Here is a 19,766-nt window from a genome sequence, read left to right as displayed (position 1 = left end):
GAAAATACGAATGACTCTCTTTTAATTACTAGATATAAAATCGGAGATAGGCTGGTTGAAAAATATGGCAAAAAAAATGAAAAGGAGAACTTTCTTGAAACGTACCTTTGGTACATTCCTCACAGTTCTCGGTCTTGGTTCAGGCGGTTACTTTTATGCCAATCGAATTGAACCCTCACTTTTAGAAATTAATAAACTCGAAATCAAACATTCCTTAATCCCCACTAGTTTTAACGGCATGAAAATTGTCCAATTTAGTGATACACATTTAGGGTTCCATTATAATGTAAACCAATTTAAAAAATTGGCAGAAAGAATTAATCAACTGGAGCCTGACTTAATTTTTTTTACAGGAGATTTATTGGACGAACCGAATAAATATGATGAAATTAACAAAGTCGCTCCAATCTTGCAGCAATTAAATGCCACTATCGGTAAATATTGTATTTACGGAAACCATGATCATGGGGGTTATGGTTCAGAAATCTATCGGAACTTAATGGAATTATCCAACTTTACTGTCTTGCTAAACGAATCTCTGTTAATTAAACAAACAGACGGCAGCTCTATTTCTCTCCTAGGTATTGACGACCGCATGCTTGGTAGACCTGATTTGGAAACAGCCATGAGACAGGTACCTCAGGATTCATTTAAAATTCTTTTATCACATGCTCCCGATGTTGCTGATGAAGCTTTAAATTATGGGATACATTGGCAATTAAGCGGGCATAGTCATGGGGGGCAGGTAAAAATACCTTTTGCTGGTGCACTAGTAATCCCGCCGTTTGCACAGAATTACCCTGAGGGTCTATATTTGATTGGCGGGGACAATCCCTTATCGTTATATGTAAATCGAGGAATTGGTACCACTCGTCTTCCCTTTCGATTCATGGCGAAACCTGAATTAACTGTATTTACACTCATCTCTGGAACAGATTAGAAGAATCCTTGCCATTGTTTGGATAAGGATTTTTTTATTTTTTACAATAATGTTTTTACTTTCTTGTATTTCTATTTTACAATTAATAATAATAAAGATAGACAATATAAAAGATAAAAGGAGTACCTATTTTGACTGATGATAGAAAACACCCCCATACAAAAGCAAAGCTAACGATCGATAACCTCTCACAAGCTCTCTTTATTGTTAATCGCCATGCGAAAACAGCTCCAAACCCCAAATTTTTATACAAATTAAAACATGAATCTTTAAAAAAGTTAATTGAAGAAGGAAAAGCCCAAAAAATAGGTCTTCATTTTTCGCAAAATCCACGTAATAGTAAACAACAATCCGACGTCCTCGTTGAATGTGGTCTCTATACTTTTCATATTCCTCCTACAAAGTCTGATTTTGCTGAACTGCCTCATTTGGGTAAATTAGATGGAAGTGTTAGAAATCCAAAAACCTCACTTTCACTGAGCCAGGCAAAATCGATTTTACAGACATATACTGGAATTAAAGAAATCGAGCAGCCACCTTCAAACCGACATAAAAACGGCCCCTATCAAAAACCAATTTTTAAAAAGTTAGGGGAAAGATATACGTAAAAAAGCCGGACTCATCCGTCTTTTTTACGTATTTTATTTTGGAAATATGCTTCTTTAAGCTCTCCCTGCCCATTATGGTAGAATATTTCTATAAATCTGTTTATAATCAGAGATATTGATGAAGCAGTGGAAGGGTGAACACGGGTGGAGCATTTAATTAATACCAAAGTGCAAGAAATTGAGGTTTCAGGAATCAGAAAATTTTATAATATGGTATCCCACATAGATGATGTTATTTCGTTAACAATTGGTCAGCCAGATTTTAAGACGCCAGCACATGTCAAGCAGGCGGGCATCCAAGCGATTGAGGAGAATTTCACCTCCTATACCCATAATGCGGGTATCAGCGAATTACGAACTGCCGCCTGCGATTTTTATGCAAAGAAATACAGGCTGGCTTATGAGCCAGATTCGGAAGTAATTGTTACTGTAGGAGCAAGTGAAGCCATTGATATCACATTTAGAACAATATTAGCGGAAGGTACCGAAGTAATTTTGCCTGGACCCATATATCCTGGATATGAACCCATAATTCGGATGTGCGGGGCAGTACCTGTTCATGTTGATATCAGGGATAATCAATTCCGATTTACCTTAGAAATGATTAAACCTTATATAACCGATAAGACACGCTGTATTGTCATTCCTTATCCATCTAATCCAACAGGAGTCAGTCTCACAGAGACCGAGTTAAAAGAAATAGCTGATTACTTGAAAGAGAGAGAAATATTCGTACTTGCAGACGAAATATACAGTGAGTTGACTTATGACCAGCCACATGTCTCCATTGCTTCGTTTTTAAAAGAGAAAACGATTGTAATAAATGGCTTATCAAAATCTCATTCAATGACCGGGTGGAGAATAGGGTTCATATATGCACCTAAAGACATTACGAAGCACATATTAAAGGTGCACCAATATAATGTTTCCTGTGCGACTTCAATTGCACAAAAAGCCGCTTTAGCCGCTTTAACAACTGGAATGGATGATGCCATTCCAATGAAAAAGGAATATATCATAAGACGCGACTATGTTTATAATCGTTTAACTGCAATGGGGCTTCAAGTCGTCAAGCCTGATGGGGCCTTTTACTTCTTTGTAAAGATCCCTGACTTCATTCAATTAAACAGTTTTGACTTTGCTCTAGAGATGGTTCATCAAGCAAAAGTGGCCGTAGTTCCTGGAAGTGCATTCTCTGAATACGGGGAAGGTTATTTTCGATTATCATTTGCCTGTTCACTAGAAACGTTAGAAACTGGATTGAACCGGATAGAGATATTTTTAAATACGAAAAAATAAAATTACCCTCACTGCTGCAGTGAGGGTAGTTTTATTATTGACCTTTGTATTTACCATTATTTTTAGGTGCTTTTTCTTTTTTAGCTTTATCTTTATGAATTTTATTTGTTGCTGCTGAGCCCATCTCATGAGCGAATTCTTCATTTAAAACAGCAGAATCAAATCCCTTTTTATTCTTTTGCTGTGGGTCATTCTTTTTTGTTCTTTTTGCCATAAAAAGTTTCCTCCTATTTCAGCTTCTATCATAGTTTCTGAAAACAGGAGCTATTTATACAAGCCTGTTAGGACTTCCAATATTTATAAAGAGCCTGCGTACCGCTATTTTGCTCGCCCATTTCAGCAAGTCGGTCATAAAGTTTCTTGGCCAAAGTTAACCCTGGTACATCCATGTCCATGTGCTCAGCTTCATCCAAGGCAATTTTCATATCCTTAATAAAATGTTTTATGTAAAACCCTGGTTCAAAATTACCTTCAAGCATTCTTGGCGCAAGATTACTTAATGACCAGCTTCCTGCAGCGCCAGTCGTAATACTTTTTAAAACGGAATCTGGGTTTAATCCTGCTTTTTCAGCGTATACGATCGCTTCACAAACCCCTATCATATTAGAAGCAATCGCAATTTGATTGCACATTTTGGTGTGCTGCCCTGCTCCAGCTTTCCCCTGATAAACGATATTGGTGCCGAACAGATTAAGCAATGGTCTTATTGCTTCCACATGCTCTTCCTCTCCGCCAGCCATTATCGACAGCTTCGCTTCCTTTGCACCTACATCCCCTCCAGAAACAGGTGCATCAATCGTATGTATGCCTAGTCCCTTTGCTGCTTGAAATATTTTTACTGCAAGTGATGGAGCAGAGGTTGTCATATCGATGAGATAACTGCCTGCTTTCGCATGATTAACTAATCCATTTTCCCCCAAATAAATCTCTTCAACATCGGAGGGATAGCCAACCATCGTAATGATTACATTCGCCTTTAGAGCCACATCTCGTGGAGTTTCCGCCCAAGCAGCACCTTGTTCTAATAAATCTCCCGCTTTTTCCTTTGTCCTTGAATAAACAATTAATGGATAGCCCGCACGCATCAGATGTCCAGCCATGCTTTTCCCCATTACTCCTGTCCCTATAAAGCCAATTACAGTATTTTCTGAAGTAAACAAATTTATCAATCCTCCGATTATCAATTTTTCACTTCTAATTATATAATTAATAACGCAAAAAAACCGGAACTAAGTACTTTCCGGTTATCGTGCTCAATCTCCAAATTTATGCACCTTTTTAGTCTCTCCTAGATAAAAAAGTGATAAACACGCATTTCACAGCTCAGACGAAAAATTTGTTAAATAGACCTTTCCAAAAACTTCTTGATTGTTATATATCTCTATTGATACTGCCTGATTTTTTTCTATCATCGCTTGAAGCTCATGGATGTGCAAGTCATCTTTTAACGGAAGCGGATCCATGAAAATATATTTTTCACTTTTACCCTTTACCTCTAAATATTCACCATTGAGAACCTGTTCTTCACCGTATATGATTTCACGTTTCCCAATTGCTGAAGCCAAGCGATCATCATGAATAGTAACTTTCACCTTATATAATTCATGTCTATCTAATATTTCATTATTAATTCTAAACCGAAATTGAAGTTCGTTATTCTTTGTTAATAATGCATCCGCGTAACGATTGACAATTAGTTCCTTTGATAGAGGAAGTCCACATCCAGTTAGTAATGTTCCCAACAGGATCATACTTACTAACACAATAACCATCTTTTTACTTCTCCGCATGATAAACACTCCTTTATGTTTTTACCTTAGCCAATTATTACTGGTAATAAACGTTAAACGAGTTTGATTAGTAGAAGGCCCCGGAGAGTTAAATGGATTTAATCATACCGCCATCAACTAAAAAAGAACTTCCGGTCATATAGGTATTGGCATCAGAAAGGAGAAATACTGCTACATTGGCAAATTCCTCAGGTGTTCCATATCTTCTTAGAGGAATTTGTGCTTTCATCGACATCTCAACACTTTCAACGTCCACTCCCCGTTTATCTGCAGTAAATTGGTCTAAGTGTCTCACACGGTCGGTAGCAATTCGTCCAGGTGCTATCGTATTAATTAAAATATTATGTGAAGCTAATTCTGAAGCTAATGTTTTAGAGAGCCCTACGATCCCTGTTCGAAAGGTGTTGGAGAGTATTAAACCTGGTATAGGTTCCTTTATCGAAGAGGAGGCGATATTAAGAATCTTACCACCTTGCTCCTTTAAGTATGGTAATGCTTCACGGATAACGCGAATATAGGATAACAAATTTAGTTCAAATGCGTTAAGCCAATCATCATCGGTTAAATCCTCGAAAGTCCCAGCCGGTGGACCACCAGCATTATTGATTAGTAAATGAAGACTTCCAAATGCCTCAATCGTTTTAGAAACCAGTCTTTTAATATCTCCAGTTTCCGTTATATCTGTTTTTTGAAAAGCAACTTTACCGAGGCCAATTGATTCTAATTCAGCAGCCTTCTTTATAAGTTTTTCCTCATCTCGGCCAGAGATCATTACATTGGTACCTTCTCTGACTAGCCGTTCTGCGATAGCAAAGCCTAAGCCTTGACTAGACGCCATAACAAGCGCTGATTTCCCGCTCAAATTTAAATCCATCCGATCCATCCTCCTTGAACCTGTCTATCACCATTATACTAAAAATTTCCTCTAATTCCTAAAACATGTACAAAAAAAGAGACAGAATCATTCTGTCTCTTTAAAATCGTTTCTATTTGGTAGCTGCGTTAACTGCTTCAATTACTTGAGCGGTCGTCTGCATATTTAAGACTTGATTAGCAAGGCTTTCCATTTCGGATTTAGTCAACTTTTTAATTAGAGAACGTGCTTTTAAGATAGACGTTGCACTCATTGAAAATTCGTCTAAGCCAAGACCAAGAAGGAGTGGTATCGCTGTTTCGTCTCCAGCCATTTCACCGCACATTCCTGCCCATTTACCCTCTGTGTGTGCTGCATCGATTACCATCTTAACCAATCGTAAAATCGATGGGCTATATGGTTGGTATAGGTAAGATACGCGCTGATTCATCCGGTCCGCTGCCATTGTATATTGGATTAAATCATTTGTTCCAATACTAAAGAAGTCAACCTCTTTAGCAAATTGATCCGCTAAAACAGCAGTCGATGGAATTTCAACCATGATTCCGAGCTCAATTCTGTCTGATACCGTTTGGCCAGCGGCAATAAGCTTTTGTTTTTCATCTTCAAGAATCGCTTTTGCTTCACGGAATTCATCCAAAGTTGCAATCATTGGGAACATGATTTTTAAGTTTCCATAGCTGCTAGCGCGAAGAAGCGCTCTAAGCTGGGTACGGAAAATATCCTGTTCCTCTAAGCACAAACGAATAGCTCGGAATCCCAAAAATGGATTAAGCTCTTTTGGCAGCTGAAGATATGGAAGCTCTTTATCGCCGCCGATGTCCAATGTTCGAACAACAACTGGCTTCCCATTCATACCTTCTAAAACCGCTTTATAAGCGTCAAATTGTTCTTCTTCCGTAGGAAGCTGGTCTCTGCCCATGTAAAGGAATTCAGTTCGGTATAGACCTACACCTTCCCCGCCGTTAGCAAGGACACCCTTTAAGTCATTAGGGGTACCAATATTAGCCGCTAATTCAACATGATGACCGTCCGCAGATACCGTTTTTTCATTAACAAGCTTAGCCCATTCAGTCTTTTGAGCTTCAAACTGCTCATGGATATTGCGGTATTCTGCCACAAGTTCTGGAGTCGGGTTGATATGTACTTCACCTTTCAGACCATCAACAATCACTAAGTCACCATTGTTGATTTCTTCTGTAGCTGTTTTTGTACCTACTACGGCCGGAATTTCCATAGAACGAGCCATAATGGCAGAGTGCGAAGTGCGTCCGCCGATATCAGTAGTAAATCCTAGTACATACTGTCTGTTTAGTTGAGCAGTATCGGATGGAGTTAAATCCTCAGCAACAATGATTACTTCTTCCGCAATCATGCTTGGATTTACCAACTGTACGCCTAGTAAATGTGATAGAACACGCTTCGTAACATCCCGGATATCCGCGGCACGTTCCTTCATATACTCATTGTCCATTTGTTCAAACATCATAACAAACATGTCAGCCGTTTCTTTTAATGCGGCTTCAGCATTTACTTTTTCTGACTTAATCTTATCTTCAATCGGTCCATTTAATTCTGGATCCGTGAGAACAAGTAAATGTGCTTCAAAGATAGCTGCTTTATCAGCACCAAGTTCAATCTGGGCGCGATCACGAATCGCCTCAAGTTCTGCTTTAGATTTCTCTATTGCAGCCTGAAACCGAGAAACCTCTGATGCAGTATCTTCAATTGTCTTTTTATCAAATGATAAATTTGGTTCTACTAGCCGATACGCTTTTGCAATGGCAATGCCATTAGAAGCAGCAATTCCCTGTAAAAATGCCATTACTCAGCCAGTCCTTCTTTTTTCAATAATTCTTCAAGGCTTCTTAAAGCTTCTTCACTGTCACTTCCCTCAGCACTGATAGAAATATCTGCACCTTGTCCAATTCCTAGAGACATAACGCCCATAATCGATTTTAAGTTAACTTTTTTACCCTTATATTCTAAATTGATTTCTGAATCAAATTTGCTTGCTGTTTGTACCAGTAATGTTGCCGGTCTAGCGTGAATCCCTGTATCAGCTGTTACTTTAAATTGTTTTTCTGCCATGTTAAATCAAACTCCTTCTCATTAATGTAAAATGATGCTGGCTTATTCCTTCTAACAGCTTATAGTCAGATAAGACAACTGAGCTAATTGTTATATTTTCTCCAAAAAGAAATGAAGTATGTAAGCTGCGAGCCTCATTTTATTATTAGAATTTCATACATTTGCTAGAATACCATGTTCAAACCTTACAGACAACCTATATTACTTTTTGTAAGCGCATTAAAAAATCGACAAATCGTTTTTTTGAAAAAGTTCACAAATTAGCCATAAAAAAAGCTTACCTAATAGGCAGCTCATACAGAAGCAATCTTCAAAACAGTTTCTATTTCTTTCGTATATTTTACTTTATCAGTTTCATTCCATTCTAATTTATCTGCCATATACTCAATAACCGGTTTTTTATACATATTGACAGAATGAATATTGAATAAGACATCTCCAGTCCTGCGCATAAAAAAATCAATTGGTGTGGCAGCCATTTCACAATGCAGTGCATAAACAAGCTTTGCAATAAGCACGTCCGGGATGCCATATTTTATCGCCTCTGTCCTATTTGCTAGGAATAAATGAAAGACCTCTTCAATATTTGATCCATATATGGAAGCTAACTGTTTAGACTCTATTGAAGTGAGACCAGATTCTACGCCCATTGACACTTTTTGTGAGATAAAATCAGGAAAATTTGCTGATCCCCCTACATCACCACCGGAAACAGGCAATTTTTTCGTTATACATGCTGTGTAACTGGTATTTTCTTGTTTGGACAAACTTACCGCTAACATATTAACAACGGCCTCGGCCATTTTTCGATAACCTGTTAATTTTCCTCCTGCTATTGTTATCAGCCCAGATTGTGACTCCCAAATTTCATCTTTCCTTGAAATTTCCGAAGCTTTCTTGCCTTCCTCAAAAATAAGCGGCCGCAGCCCCGCCCAGCTAGACTCAATGTCATCTTCTTGTATATTCGTTTCAGGAAACATATAATTTATAGCATTGATTAAGTAATCACGGTCATTTTTAGTTATGAAAGGCTGTAGTTTATCTCCATTAAAAAATGTATCTGTTGTGCCGATATACGTCTTACCTTCACGAGGTATTGCAAAAACCATCCTGCCATCGGTGGTATCAAAATAAATAGACTGCTTTAATGGAAATCGTCCTTGATCTATGACAAGATGGACACCTTTTGTGAGTTGCAGCGATTTTCCATTCTTAGAATGATCGAGTTCACGCACTTCTTCCACCCAAGGACCGGCTGCATTAACAATTTTTTTCGCGCGAATTTCGTATTCAGTTCCTGTTATTTCGTCTTTGACCACTACTCCGTTTATGGTGTTATTTTCATAAATAAACCGAGTGACCTTTGTATAGTTAATTGGCAGAGCGCCATTTTCATTTGCCTTCTTTATAACTTCAATCGTCAAACGTGCATCGTCAGTACGGTACTCGACATAGTATCCACCACCAATTAATCCTTCCTTCTTTAATAATGGTTCTTTGACTAAAGTCTGTTCTTTCGAAAGCATGACCCTTCTCTCTGTTCTTTTGACACCTGCGAGAAAATCATAAACTCTTAAGCCTATGGAAGTACTAAACCTGCCAAAGGTACCTCCCTGATAGATTGGAAGTAACATCCATTCAGGTTTTGTTACATGAGGACCGTTTTCAAAAACAATTTCCCGTTCTTTCCCTACTTCAGCGACCATTTTTACTTCGAATTGTTTTAAATAACGAAGCCCGCCATGAATTAATTTTGTTGAACGGCTTGATGTACCAGAAGCAAAATCCTGCATTTCAACCAGTGCTGTTGTCATTCCTCTCGTTGTGGCATCCAATGCAATCCCCGCTCCAGTAATACCACCGCCAATCACTAAAACGTCAAATTCCATCTTTTTCAGGCTTTCAATCCTTTCATTCCTATTTATGTTAGAAAACTTCATATTTTTCCTCCTAAATAGAAAAAGACGATAATTGAAAAAATTTTTCAAATCTATTTAAAGACCATCGCAGCATCCACTGCCTTTTTCCATCCATTATAAAGGCTGCTTCTCTTCTCATCAGACATTTTCGGAACAAATTTCTGCTCAGTTGCCCATAGTTTTGAAATTTCCTCCTGGCTTTCCCAGTAACCTACCGCCAGTCCAGCTAGATATGCTGCTCCAAGTGCAGTGGTTTCACTAACTTTCGGTCTTTCTACTGGTACATTTAAAATATCACTTTGGAATTCCATTAAAAAATTATTTTTTACAGCACCACCGTCTACACGAAGGGTTTTTAGCGTTATTAAAGAATCGGCTTCCATCGCAGATAGTACGTCTTTGGTTTGATAGGCTAAAGATTCGAGTGTAGCCCGGACAAAATGTTCCTTTGTCGTTCCTCTTGTTAAGCCAAAAACAGCACCTCTCACATCACTATCCCAATAAGGTGTCCCTAAGCCTACAAATGCAGGAACAACATATACACCCTCTGTAGAACTCACTTTTCCTGCATAGGACTCACTATCTTTAGCATCTTTAAACATCCTCAATCCGTCACGGAGCCACTGAATAGCAGAACCCGCAACAAAAATACTTCCTTCAAGGCCATACTCAACCTTTCCGTTAAGTCCCCAGATAATAGTTGTCAATAAGCCATTTTCAGACTGAACGGCTTTATCACCGGTATTCATCAACATAAAACACCCTGTACCGTAGGTATTCTTAGCCATTCCCTTTTCAAAACACGCTTGCCCGAAAAGTGCAGCCTGCTGATCACCAGCTATCCCTGCGATGGGCGTTTCCCTTCCAAAAAAATGATAATCAACCGTTTTTGCATAAATAGCAGATGAGGGCATAACTTCAGGCAGCATAGATTTAGGGACGTCCAATATCTCCAATAATTCATCATCCCATTGGAGATCATAAATATTAAACATTAATGTTCTGGAGGCATTGGAGTAATCCGTTACATGTGCACGTCCTCCTGAAAGTTTCCATACAATCCAGGTATCAATGGTTCCAAATAAAAGCTTACCCTGTACTGCTTTTTCACGTGCACCATCGACATGATCCAAAATCCATTTAACTTTTGTTCCTGAAAAATAGGCGTCTATTAAAAGACCTGTTTTTGAGCGAAAGAGATCATCATAGCCCTGTGCTTTCAATTCCTCACAAATTTCACTCGTTTGCCTTGATTGCCAAACGATCGCATGATAGATAGGCTCACCTGTCTCCTTATCCCAAATCACCGTAGTTTCTCGTTGATTCGTGATACCTATTCCAGCAATCTGCTCTGGTTTTATTCCAGCTTCAGACAATACTTTAGCAATAACAGATAATACGGAGCCCCAAATTTCATTTGCATTTTGCTCCACCCAGCCGGGTTTAGGAAAATGCTGGGTAAACTCTTTTTGTGCAATAAAAACAATTTCCCCCTGCTTATTGAATAAAATAGCCCGCGAACTTGTTGTCCCTTGGTCTATAGAGAGAATAAACGTCTCCAAAAAAATCCCCCTATTCACTATATGGTTTATTTTCTATTTACAATACTAGATTAAATTATTCTCCATTAGCTTCTAGGCTCTTCCAGGTATTGATATAAGACATCTCCACCTCGTTGACCTATGCCCCGAAAATGTTTAAAGTCATCCCTTTTCACAAGAACTTGACGAAAATCCATAAAATCTTCTTTCTTAACATAGAACTCGGATAGCTCACCTTTTTTTAATTTTTCCAAGACTTCTTGCACAAATTGTTCGTTCATAAACGCACCACCTTTACTCCCATTTTATAGTAGAGACCATTATCGTAGTCAATTTTTGTACGATATTCTATAAAAATTTCCTCTATAAATGTAAACGATTGCATTTTTCATATTTTTTATAAATAATTAACAAAATTGTCAAAAAAAATCCTTTACGAATCATACAAAGTAGTGCAAACTGTTACTTAAATGAATATATATAGATTGTCAGGTAAAGGAGAGAGACTAATTGAAAAAAGCAGAAGTAGGAAATGTCATTGAATTCCGCGGCGGATTAAAAGGTATTGTAGAAAAGGTCAATGAAAACTCTGTAATAGTCGACCTAACACTTATGGATAATTATCGTGACTTAGAATTGGATCAGCGGACTGTTGTAAACCATAAAAATTATAAGATAGTAAAAGAAAGCGCTTATTAAATTAATAGCTTTGTAGATTAGGCAGCCAGGGGCTGCCTATTTATTTGTTTGGCCGTGTTAAATTTGGTCTGTTGATTTCCGTTCCAGACACTTCGCTTTCCGCGGGCGGTCCGGGGAGCCTCCTCGTCGCTGAAGCGCCTGCGGGGTCTCCCCTGCCCCGTACTCCCGCAGGAGTCTTCGTGCCTTCCACTCCAATCAACAGGTTGCCAAATCAACATTTTATTTATCTCTTCCAGCTTCTTTTAATAGCTCATCTTTGGATTTTACTTTTCCGTGCGGGTTTTGGTCTTGTTTACGAACGGTCCATTGTCGCTCTTGCTGGCTTTGGGATTTCGTCATTGTTCTTCCTCCTTTCTGTTCACCTTCATATTTTTTGCAATTTCTTTTTTCTTATTTATTGGATTCTTCCAAAAGTGTGATGTAATCATTTCCTTTCATAAAATTTTTTTGTTAAAATAAATTTTATTGTTAGAAAGGAGGTAATAGATAAATGAAGAATAGCTTTTTTGATCTTCGGCTTTTCACTGGGTTCATTATTGCTCATGCTCTTATGTATTTCACCTTTTATGACCGAGCCATATTCTGGTACATATTTACTGGTTCACTTCTTATATTAATCACTTATGCGATGTTTCAAGAAGCTGTAGAAGATGAAGCGTCATTTTTCAAATATATCTCCCTTGGTACAATATCAGGATTAATTCTCTATTTATTATTTTGGCTGGGAGTACAAGCCTTTGACCTGCTGAATTTGCCTTTTGAAAATAGTATTAAAAAACTATACCGCTGGTTTGCTCCTGCGTTATTTTGGCAGTACCTTGCACTAATTTTAGTGGCCGCACCTGGGGAAGAACTCTTTTGGCGCGGATTCGTTCAAAAAAGACTGCTCCGCTATTTTGGTCCATTCAAGAGTATTTTAATTGCTGCTTTGCTTTATGCTTCTGTTCATATTTATTCGGGAACTATAATCCTAATGCTTGCTGCATTCCTTTCTGGTCTTATGTGGGGTGCACTATATTTATGGAAGAAAAGTATGCCTTTAGTGATTGTTTCGCATATCGTCTTTGACATCATGATTTTTATTATTTTGCCATTAAAATAGGAAAAGCACCTGTCTATATTATGGACAATGCTTTTCCTATTTTTATAATTTATTTTCTTGATCGTTTAAAGGCTTCCTCCATAAAAGGATAAAAAAGATTAGGCTAATATAGCCAAACAATGGATAAAGATTTGACAACAGCTTGCTATAGTCAATCAGACTGATCATATAAGAAATGATGAAAATAGCTGTAATTGTAATAAAAGTAGGAACTTGAACAAACTGCTTTAACTGACGGTCCAGCCCAAAAACATTTCCAATGACGGATGTGAAGATTTCACCATATATAACAAGGACAAATATCCAATAAAAAAAAGGGGCTATTTGCTTCATAATGATCGCCATTGGTATTTCATAGAGCTCTACATTTGGCAGCATAATCAAGGTAAAGTGGCTGGATATTAAGATGAGAGTTAAAGCTGCCCCACCTAAAATACCTCCCCACTTTATGGTCCAATCATCTTTAATTTCATTTGCAATTGGAACGAGCACAGCTTGTGCTAAAGCTAGGTTTAACGCTGTATAAGAAAAGGGCGCTAATATACTTTTCCAGCTATCCTCCGTTTGTGGTACAAATAATAAGTGATTTACAAAATCGGACTGTTTAATAGAAAGTGACATTAACATAAGACTGAAACACACCATAATGGGTACAACAAACGAATTGACTGCAAATAACCCCTTTGTGCCGACCAGCATGACAATAAAGGATAAAAATATCGTTATATAAACCCCTAAATTCTTCGAAAGGCCTAATTGCTCTTCAAACACTGCTCCTGCGCCAGCAAGCATGACTGCACTTACACCAAGAAGCATAAAAAGCATGATTATATTAATACCCCTGCCTGCCCATTTCCCAAACAAGTGTACATTAAATTCTTGATACGAAACTGCGTTAATTCGAGCAGCAATTCTCATTAACTTTGATCCTAGCACGATAAGGAGGTAGCCGCTCAATAAAATACCTAGAAAGCCAATGAAGCCAAACCTTGAGAAAAACTCAACGATTTCTCTTCCTGTAGCAAATCCCGCCCCAACGACTGTACCTACATAAACTGCGGCGATTTGAAATGCTGCTGACCAATTCTTTTTCACCTCATCTCCCCCTCAAATACAATATATGAGCAAGAGGACAAACAAAGACGAGCTTTTTTAAAACAAGCGAATTTTGTTTGTAGAAAAAATTACCATAGGCAAAACTCTTGAAAGTCAAAAAAGGTCAAAGTATACTAATCGCATAAGATCAAATATAGTCAAAGTCAAATTAATATTAGATTTAATTTTATAGGAGGTTTTATATTATGCTGTGTCAATTATGTAAAGAAAACCAAGCCAATGTTCAACTAAATTTAAACATAAATGGACAACACAGCAATATGAAGCTGTGCCATGAATGTTATACAAACAATAAAAATGCTATTCATTCAGGTATGAGTCCAATAATGAACTCCTTCCCTGGTTTTTCATTTGATGATTTATTCTTCAATATGAAGGGCACTGAAAATAAACATATAAATGGCCAGAAACCTTCTCCACAACAAGGTCAGAATGGCAAGGGAGGCTTTATTGATCAATTTGGCCGTAATTTAACACATATGGCCAAAGCTGGTCTCATTGATCCCGTGATTGGCCGTGACGAAGAAGTGAAAAGGGTTATCGAAATATTGAATCGTCGGAATAAAAACAATCCAGTGTTAATTGGTGAACCAGGTGTTGGGAAAACCGCTATCGCCGAAGGGCTGGCAATGAAAATAGTCGATGAACAGGTACCAGCTAAATTAAAAAATAAAGAAGTTTATTTACTAGATGTTGCTTCTTTGGTCGCGAACACTGGTATTCGCGGGCAGTTTGAAGAAAGAATGAAGCAATTGATAGCAGAATTACAGGAGCGTAAAAATATCATTCTTTTCATTGACGAAATCCATCTCCTAGTAGGAGCGGGTTCTGCTGAAGGGTCTATGGATGCTGGCAACATATTAAAACCAGCTCTTGCACGCGGCGAACTTCAACTTGTCGGTGCAACAACTTTAAAAGAAAACCGTCAAATAGAAAAAGATTCGGCACTAGAACGTCGATTCCAGCCAGTTCAAGTGGCTGAACCTACACCGGAGGCGGCAATTGAAATCCTAAAAGGGATTAAGAATAAATACGAGGATTACCATGAAGTAACCTATTCTGACGCTGTGATAAAAGCATGTGTTCAATTATCACACCGTTATATCCAGGATCGTTTCTTACCTGATAAGGCGATTGATTTACTTGATGAAGCAGGATCTAAAATAAATCTTACTTCAGGTGGCCAAAGCAAGGGTCAGATTGAGAAACGTTTACAAGAAATAGCTGTTCAAAAAGATGCAGCTCTCAAAAATGAAAACTATGAATTAGCTGCCTCACTTCGTGATGAAGAAGCTTTACTTGAGAGATCGTTAAATGAAACTTCAGAAATCAGCAGACCGGTTGTAGAGATTTCACATATTCAAGAAATTATTGAACAAAAGACCGGTATTCCTGTTGGTAAATTACAAGAGGATGAGCAGCAAAAACTGAAGCACCTTGAGGAAAACTTAAATACAAAAGTCATTGGCCAGAAGAAAGCTGTAGAAAAGGTTTCTAAAGCGATTAGAAGAAGCCGTGCCGGCCTAAAATCTAAGAATCGTCCGATTGGTTCTTTCCTTTTTGTCGGTCCAACAGGCGTTGGTAAAACAGAGCTTACCAAAACATTGGCTGAAGAATTATTTGGTTCATCTGAAGCGATGATTCGTCTCGATATGAGTGAATATATGGAAAAACACAGTATTTCCAAATTAATAGGTTCTCCTCCAGGCTATGTGGGTCATGATGAAGCAGGACAACTGACTGAAAAAGTAAGAAGAAATCCATACAGCATCATTTTATTAGATGAGATTGAAAAAGCGCATCCAGATGTGCAGCATATGTTTTTACAGATTCTCGAAGATGGCCGTCTTACAGACAGTCAAGGAAGAACAGTAAGCTTTAAGGATTCAGTTATCATCATGACAAGCAATGCTGGAGTGGGACACAAAACCATTCATGTTGGCTTTGGAACAAATAATGCAATTGAAGAAGCTTCTATCCTAGATTCTTTAGGCAGCTTTTTCAAGCCAGAGTTTTTAAACCGTTTTGATAGTATTATCGAATTTAACTCACTTGAAAAAGAACATATCATGCAAATTGTTGATTTAATGGTAAATGATTTACAAGAAACATTAAAAGAGCAAAATATTGAATTTACGATTACACCTGAAGCGAAAGAAAAGCTTGCGGAGCTGGGCTGCCATCCTGCATTTGGTGCCCGCCCGCTTCGAAGAGTAATTCAAGAACAAATTGAAGATAAAATTGCCGACTATATTTTAGACCAGCCTGAGGCAAATAATTTATCTGCCATTTTAGAAGGTGAACAATTGAAGGTAACATCCGCAGAAAGTGTAAACGTTCTTTAATTTCAAAAGCGAAGCCATCGGCTTCGCTTTTGAAATTTCGATATTATAATGTTTGATCTTCAACAGAATTTAACCAGTTTTCAATTTCGCCAACTACCGATTCTACGCAGCCATCCTCAAATGGAGAAATCAGATTAGCTTCTTTTACCAGCTTTGTAAATGACATGCTTCCTCCAAGCTTACATAGATTTACATAGTCTGCCCAAGCCTCTTCTTGATTTTCTCTCGAACGTTTCCAGAATTGGAAGGCACAAATCTGAGCCAAAGTGTAATCGATATAATAGAAAGGTGAGTTAAAAATATGTCCCTGCCGCTGCCAGAAACCACCATTCTCTAAATAAGCATTTCCATCATAATCTTTATGCGGCAAATACTTTTTCTCAATTTCACGCCATTGCTGTTTACGTTCTTGAGGAGATGCCTGCCAATTTTCATACACCCAGTGTTGGAATTCATCTACGGAAACTCCGTATGGAAGAAATAATAACGCATCACTTAAGTGGGAAAATTTATATTTATCGGTATCTTCCTTAAAGAAAAGGTCCATCCACGGCCAAGTGAAAAATTCCATACTCATGGAATGAATCTCACAAGCCTCATAAGTTGGCCAATAATATTCAGGGATTTCAAAATTCCTGCTTGAATAAACCTGGAAGGCATGGCCGGCTTCATGTGTTAATACATCAATATCCCCAGAGGTTCCATTGAAATTTGAAAAGATAAACGGTGCCTTATAGTTTTCGATAAATGTACAATACCCGCCGCCTGCTTTACCTTTTTTGGCCACAAGATCCATAAGGTTATTATCTTGCATGAATTTGAAGAACTCACCTGTTTCTTTAGATAATTCTTCATACATCTTTTGTCCATTTTCTATAATCCATTCAGGACTGCCTTTAGGCGCGGCATTCCCTGTTTTATAGTTAAAGCTCTCGTCGAAGTATTTTAACTGTTCAACCCCAATACGTTCCTGCTGCCTTGCCTTTAATTTTGTTGCAATCGGAACAATAAAGTCCTTCACCTGCTGACGAAAGTTTGCCACCATTTCAGAATTATAATCTGTTCTCATCATTCGATAATAGCCTAGTTCAACAAAGTTTTTATAACCTAATGCATGGGCAATTTCAGTCCTTACCTTAACAAGGTCATCATAGATACGATCAAGCTCGCTTTCATGTTCCGCTAAAAAACCGAACTTTGCTTCAGATGCCAGCTTTCTCGTTTCTCTGTCTGTTGATTGGGTGAAAGGCTCTAATTGAGCAAGAGTTCTTTCTTCCCCCTCAAAATTAATTTTTGCTGACGCAATTAGTTTTGTATACTCTGTTGATAAACGGTTTTCCTTTTGAAGTAAAGGAACAATTTCTGGTTTAAATGTCTTTAATTGCCCTTCAGCAAGTGCAAATAATTGCTTACCATATTTTGCTTCTAATTCATTCCGAAATTTAGAGGTTACAAGAGCCTGATAATATTTCGTAACAAGCCCTTCTATTTCAGGCTGAACTTCATCCATATAATCCTGTTCTGCTTTATAAAACTCGTCATTGGTGTCCACAGAATGACGAATATAACAAAGATTAAACATGGTCCCAATATCATTTCTAATTTCATTCACATCGTTCATGGCTACACTTTGCTCTTCTAGAGAAGAAGACTTCGTAAACTTTCCGATTGCCGCCTCAAATCTTGCTTTTACTTCGTCAAGGTTTGGACGGGTATATGTATACTCTTCAAATCTCATTGATACATCCCCTTTATATCAAACTTTTTGCAACTATTGAATTTCGACACTATCCATTAATATTCCTTCAAGCAAAAAAAAATACGGCAAATGCCGTATTAAAATTTTCCAGCTGGCAAACCTAGTTTTTTCAACAATTCAATCGCTTCCTGTTTTTCGGAATCTGTCAAGCTAGACATTAGTGAATGAATCTGCTGGGCGTGTTCAGGAAAAATTTCTTGAATAAACTCTTTCCCTTTATCTGTAATTTGTGCAAAGGTTACTCTTCGATCGTTAGGACAAGCGATTCTTACTAAGAATCCTTTTTGTTCTAACTTATCTACAACATAGGTGATGCTTCCGCTGGCAAGTAATATCTTCCCGCCAATTTGCTGCATAGGCTGATCACCTTTATGATATAAAAGCTCTAATACGGCAAATTCCGTTGGATTTAGTCCACTAGCTTGTATAACTTTATTAACATGCTCATTAATCGCTTTATAAGCTCTGGATAGAACAATATACAGCTTTAATGATTGAGATACAGAATCGTTTTCCATAAAGAATCATCCTTTTAATAAAATCTCGAGCTGGATGTCACCAGCGCAAGGCGCTTCCGCTTTTCTTATTATCTCGACTTCAAGATTATTATAAAAAACTTTTGGTTTTATGTCAATTTAACCTAGTTTTACAATAGGTTCTTTCTTAATGATTCTTGATTTCAATCCCTCTAACATTTGATTTATTTCTTCATCTCTTTCTTCTGGCGAGATTTTTTTATGTAAAACAGAGTACAGAGTTATATCTCTTAACATGAAAAATAACGGAAGCTGTTCTTTCCAGGCCTCTGGTAATGAGTGGTGCTCCTCATACCCCTTTATAAAATGGGATAGGAAATTGATTGCAAACTGCTCCCGCTCCATTTCACTAACATTATGGTATCCATATAAAACGGAATAATAAAGCGGAATTGCAATATCAGAAGCAAACCAATGATAACTACAATCGTCAAAATCAAAAACATGAACACATTCACCATCATAAAAAAAGTTACCTGAATGGATATCGCTGTGAATAAGTCCAAAATTATTCTTGGTTCTTGGAAGCGATTTCAATTCCTTAATTAACAGTTTAGTATTCTTAATAAGCTCTTTCTCATTTGGCACATAGGTTTCAATATCAAGCAATTCCTCATCCTCCCAAGAAGGGCGAAGCTTTATCTCTTTGCTTGGCTGGTATACCTTCGAGACAGCGTGCATCTGGCCTATGGCTTTTCCCCACGCATGAAATAATTGATCGTTAAATTCCGGTGATTTAATTTTCACACGGCTGCCAGGCACTTTGGAAAACAGGCTAGCATAAAAAAACGAACCATCACTAGCTGGCAAGTCTTCAATTAATTGATTGTTTGATGATGTGAATGCTTCTGGGCAATTTACCTTTTGCTGATGTAAATAATTCATCCAATCAAGTTCAGCTAGAATTTCATCCTTACTTCGGTGCGAACTATGTGTGATTCTCAGAATAACAGGGTTGTTCCCACGATATGCTTCAAAAACATAATTCTCAAAATCCCCTAGTTTTTTTACCTCCGTTTGCAAATGGAAGGACTCCAAAAAGCACTTAAGAATATCTTCCGTAAACAAGATTTCAACTGATTTCTCCATCACAATCCCCTTTTTCTTTCATAAATGGCTTTCACATTCATTATATTTAAATATTCCG

Annotated in this window: 20 protein-coding genes; 6 read left to right on the top strand and 14 right to left on the bottom strand. The window is 37.7% G+C overall.

What is annotated here, in order from left to right:
• Nucleotides 1-64 precede the first annotated feature (64 nt).
• The 3 genes from ACIQAA_RS26655 (at nucleotide 65) to ACIQAA_RS26645 (ending at nucleotide 2,847) form a co-directional block, all read left to right on the top strand.
• Nucleotides 65-940 (top strand): metallophosphoesterase, encoded by an 876-nt coding sequence (locus tag ACIQAA_RS26655; RefSeq protein WP_402625828.1) that lies wholly within the window; start codon nucleotides 65-67, stop codon nucleotides 938-940.
• Nucleotides 941-1,071: 131 nt separating this feature from the next.
• A complete protein-coding gene (locus ACIQAA_RS26650) occupies nucleotides 1,072-1,548 on the top strand; it encodes a YkyB family protein (RefSeq protein WP_402625826.1) in 477 nt (158 codons plus the stop codon).
• 144 nt (nucleotides 1,549-1,692) lie between these two features.
• Nucleotides 1,693-2,847, top strand: coding sequence for an aminotransferase A (locus ACIQAA_RS26645; protein WP_402625824.1), 1,155 nt, complete (start codon nucleotides 1,693-1,695; stop codon nucleotides 2,845-2,847).
• A 34-nt stretch (nucleotides 2,848-2,881) separates the two neighbouring features.
• Here the strand turns inward: ACIQAA_RS26645 and ACIQAA_RS26640 are convergent, their stop codons facing one another.
• The 9 genes from ACIQAA_RS26640 to ACIQAA_RS26600 all read right to left on the bottom strand — a co-directional run bounded on the left by ACIQAA_RS26640 (nucleotide 2,882) and on the right by ACIQAA_RS26600 (nucleotide 11,343).
• Entirely contained in the window at nucleotides 2,882-3,061 is a 180-nt protein-coding gene (locus ACIQAA_RS26640) for a hypothetical protein (RefSeq protein ID WP_283864333.1), read from the bottom strand.
• A 67-nt stretch (nucleotides 3,062-3,128) separates the two neighbouring features.
• A complete protein-coding gene (locus ACIQAA_RS26635; RefSeq protein ID WP_402625822.1) occupies nucleotides 3,129-4,007 on the bottom strand; it encodes an NAD(P)-dependent oxidoreductase in 879 nt (292 codons plus the stop codon).
• Between the two features lie 156 nt (nucleotides 4,008-4,163).
• A complete protein-coding gene (locus ACIQAA_RS26630; RefSeq protein WP_402625821.1) occupies nucleotides 4,164-4,637 on the bottom strand; it encodes a hypothetical protein in 474 nt (157 codons plus the stop codon).
• 88 nt (nucleotides 4,638-4,725) lie between these two features.
• Complete coding sequence (locus ACIQAA_RS26625; RefSeq protein ID WP_402625819.1) at nucleotides 4,726-5,511, bottom strand: SDR family oxidoreductase; 786 nt, start codon at nucleotides 5,509-5,511, stop codon at nucleotides 4,726-4,728.
• 112 nt (nucleotides 5,512-5,623) lie between these two features.
• Nucleotides 5,624-7,336, bottom strand: a complete 1,713-nt coding sequence (gene ptsP, locus ACIQAA_RS26620) for a phosphoenolpyruvate--protein phosphotransferase (protein WP_402625817.1) — start codon at nucleotides 7,334-7,336, stop codon at nucleotides 5,624-5,626.
• Nucleotides 7,336-7,602, bottom strand: a complete 267-nt coding sequence (locus ACIQAA_RS26615) for a phosphocarrier protein HPr (RefSeq protein ID WP_402625815.1) — start codon at nucleotides 7,600-7,602, stop codon at nucleotides 7,336-7,338. Before ACIQAA_RS26615 ends, ptsP begins: the two co-directional genes overlap by 1 nt.
• 293 nt (nucleotides 7,603-7,895) lie before the next feature.
• A complete protein-coding gene (locus ACIQAA_RS26610; protein WP_402625813.1) occupies nucleotides 7,896-9,542 on the bottom strand; it encodes a glycerol-3-phosphate dehydrogenase/oxidase in 1,647 nt (548 codons plus the stop codon).
• Between the two features lie 50 nt (nucleotides 9,543-9,592).
• Nucleotides 9,593-11,083 (bottom strand): glycerol kinase GlpK, encoded by a 1,491-nt coding sequence (gene glpK, locus ACIQAA_RS26605; protein ID WP_402625812.1) that lies wholly within the window; start codon nucleotides 11,081-11,083, stop codon nucleotides 9,593-9,595.
• Nucleotides 11,084-11,148: 65 nt separating this feature from the next.
• On the bottom strand, nucleotides 11,149-11,343 hold the full coding sequence (locus ACIQAA_RS26600; protein WP_307196560.1) for a hypothetical protein: 195 nt from the start codon (nucleotides 11,341-11,343) through the stop codon (nucleotides 11,149-11,151).
• Between the two features lie 229 nt (nucleotides 11,344-11,572).
• Here ACIQAA_RS26600 and ACIQAA_RS26595 point away from each other — a divergent pair, with 229 nt between their 5' ends.
• On the top strand, nucleotides 11,573-11,761 hold the full coding sequence (locus tag ACIQAA_RS26595) for a YkvS family protein (RefSeq protein ID WP_063251529.1): 189 nt from the start codon (nucleotides 11,573-11,575) through the stop codon (nucleotides 11,759-11,761).
• Nucleotides 11,762-11,980: 219 nt separating this feature from the next.
• Here the strand turns inward: ACIQAA_RS26595 and ACIQAA_RS26590 are convergent, their stop codons facing one another.
• A complete protein-coding gene (locus tag ACIQAA_RS26590; RefSeq protein WP_257029191.1) occupies nucleotides 11,981-12,100 on the bottom strand; it encodes a DUF6254 family protein in 120 nt (39 codons plus the stop codon).
• 151 nt (nucleotides 12,101-12,251) lie between these two features.
• Between ACIQAA_RS26590 and ACIQAA_RS26585 the strand changes: the two genes are divergently transcribed.
• Complete coding sequence (locus ACIQAA_RS26585) at nucleotides 12,252-12,863, top strand: CPBP family intramembrane glutamic endopeptidase (protein WP_402625810.1); 612 nt, start codon at nucleotides 12,252-12,254, stop codon at nucleotides 12,861-12,863.
• Between the two features lie 42 nt (nucleotides 12,864-12,905).
• Here ACIQAA_RS26585 and ACIQAA_RS26580 read toward each other — a convergent pair whose 3' ends face one another.
• Nucleotides 12,906-13,958 (bottom strand): YkvI family membrane protein, encoded by a 1,053-nt coding sequence (locus tag ACIQAA_RS26580; protein WP_402625808.1) that lies wholly within the window; start codon nucleotides 13,956-13,958, stop codon nucleotides 12,906-12,908.
• 206 nt (nucleotides 13,959-14,164) lie between these two features.
• On the opposite strand from ACIQAA_RS26580, the gene ACIQAA_RS26575 reads away from it, so the two are divergent.
• Nucleotides 14,165-16,324, top strand: a complete 2,160-nt coding sequence (locus ACIQAA_RS26575; RefSeq protein ID WP_402625806.1) for an ATP-dependent Clp protease ATP-binding subunit — start codon at nucleotides 14,165-14,167, stop codon at nucleotides 16,322-16,324.
• Between the two features lie 43 nt (nucleotides 16,325-16,367).
• Here ACIQAA_RS26575 and ACIQAA_RS26570 read toward each other — a convergent pair whose 3' ends face one another.
• The 3 genes from ACIQAA_RS26570 to ACIQAA_RS26560 all read right to left on the bottom strand — a co-directional run bounded on the left by ACIQAA_RS26570 (nucleotide 16,368) and on the right by ACIQAA_RS26560 (nucleotide 19,708).
• The gene (locus tag ACIQAA_RS26570; protein ID WP_402625805.1) at nucleotides 16,368-18,062 is read right to left on the bottom strand and encodes a M3 family oligoendopeptidase; all 1,695 of its coding nucleotides are present in this window, start codon (nucleotides 18,060-18,062) and stop codon (nucleotides 16,368-16,370) included.
• Nucleotides 18,063-18,160: 98 nt separating this feature from the next.
• On the bottom strand, nucleotides 18,161-18,601 hold the full coding sequence (locus tag ACIQAA_RS26565) for a MarR family winged helix-turn-helix transcriptional regulator (protein ID WP_063251524.1): 441 nt from the start codon (nucleotides 18,599-18,601) through the stop codon (nucleotides 18,161-18,163).
• A gap of 117 nt (nucleotides 18,602-18,718) precedes the next feature.
• The gene (locus ACIQAA_RS26560; RefSeq protein ID WP_402625803.1) at nucleotides 18,719-19,708 is read right to left on the bottom strand and encodes a phosphotransferase enzyme family protein; all 990 of its coding nucleotides are present in this window, start codon (nucleotides 19,706-19,708) and stop codon (nucleotides 18,719-18,721) included.
• Nucleotides 19,709-19,766: the final 58 nt, after the last annotated feature.

The sequence above is a fragment of the Neobacillus sp. NPDC093182 genome (genome assembly GCF_044754045.1).
This window is presented reverse-complemented; position numbering and strand designations above follow the sequence as displayed.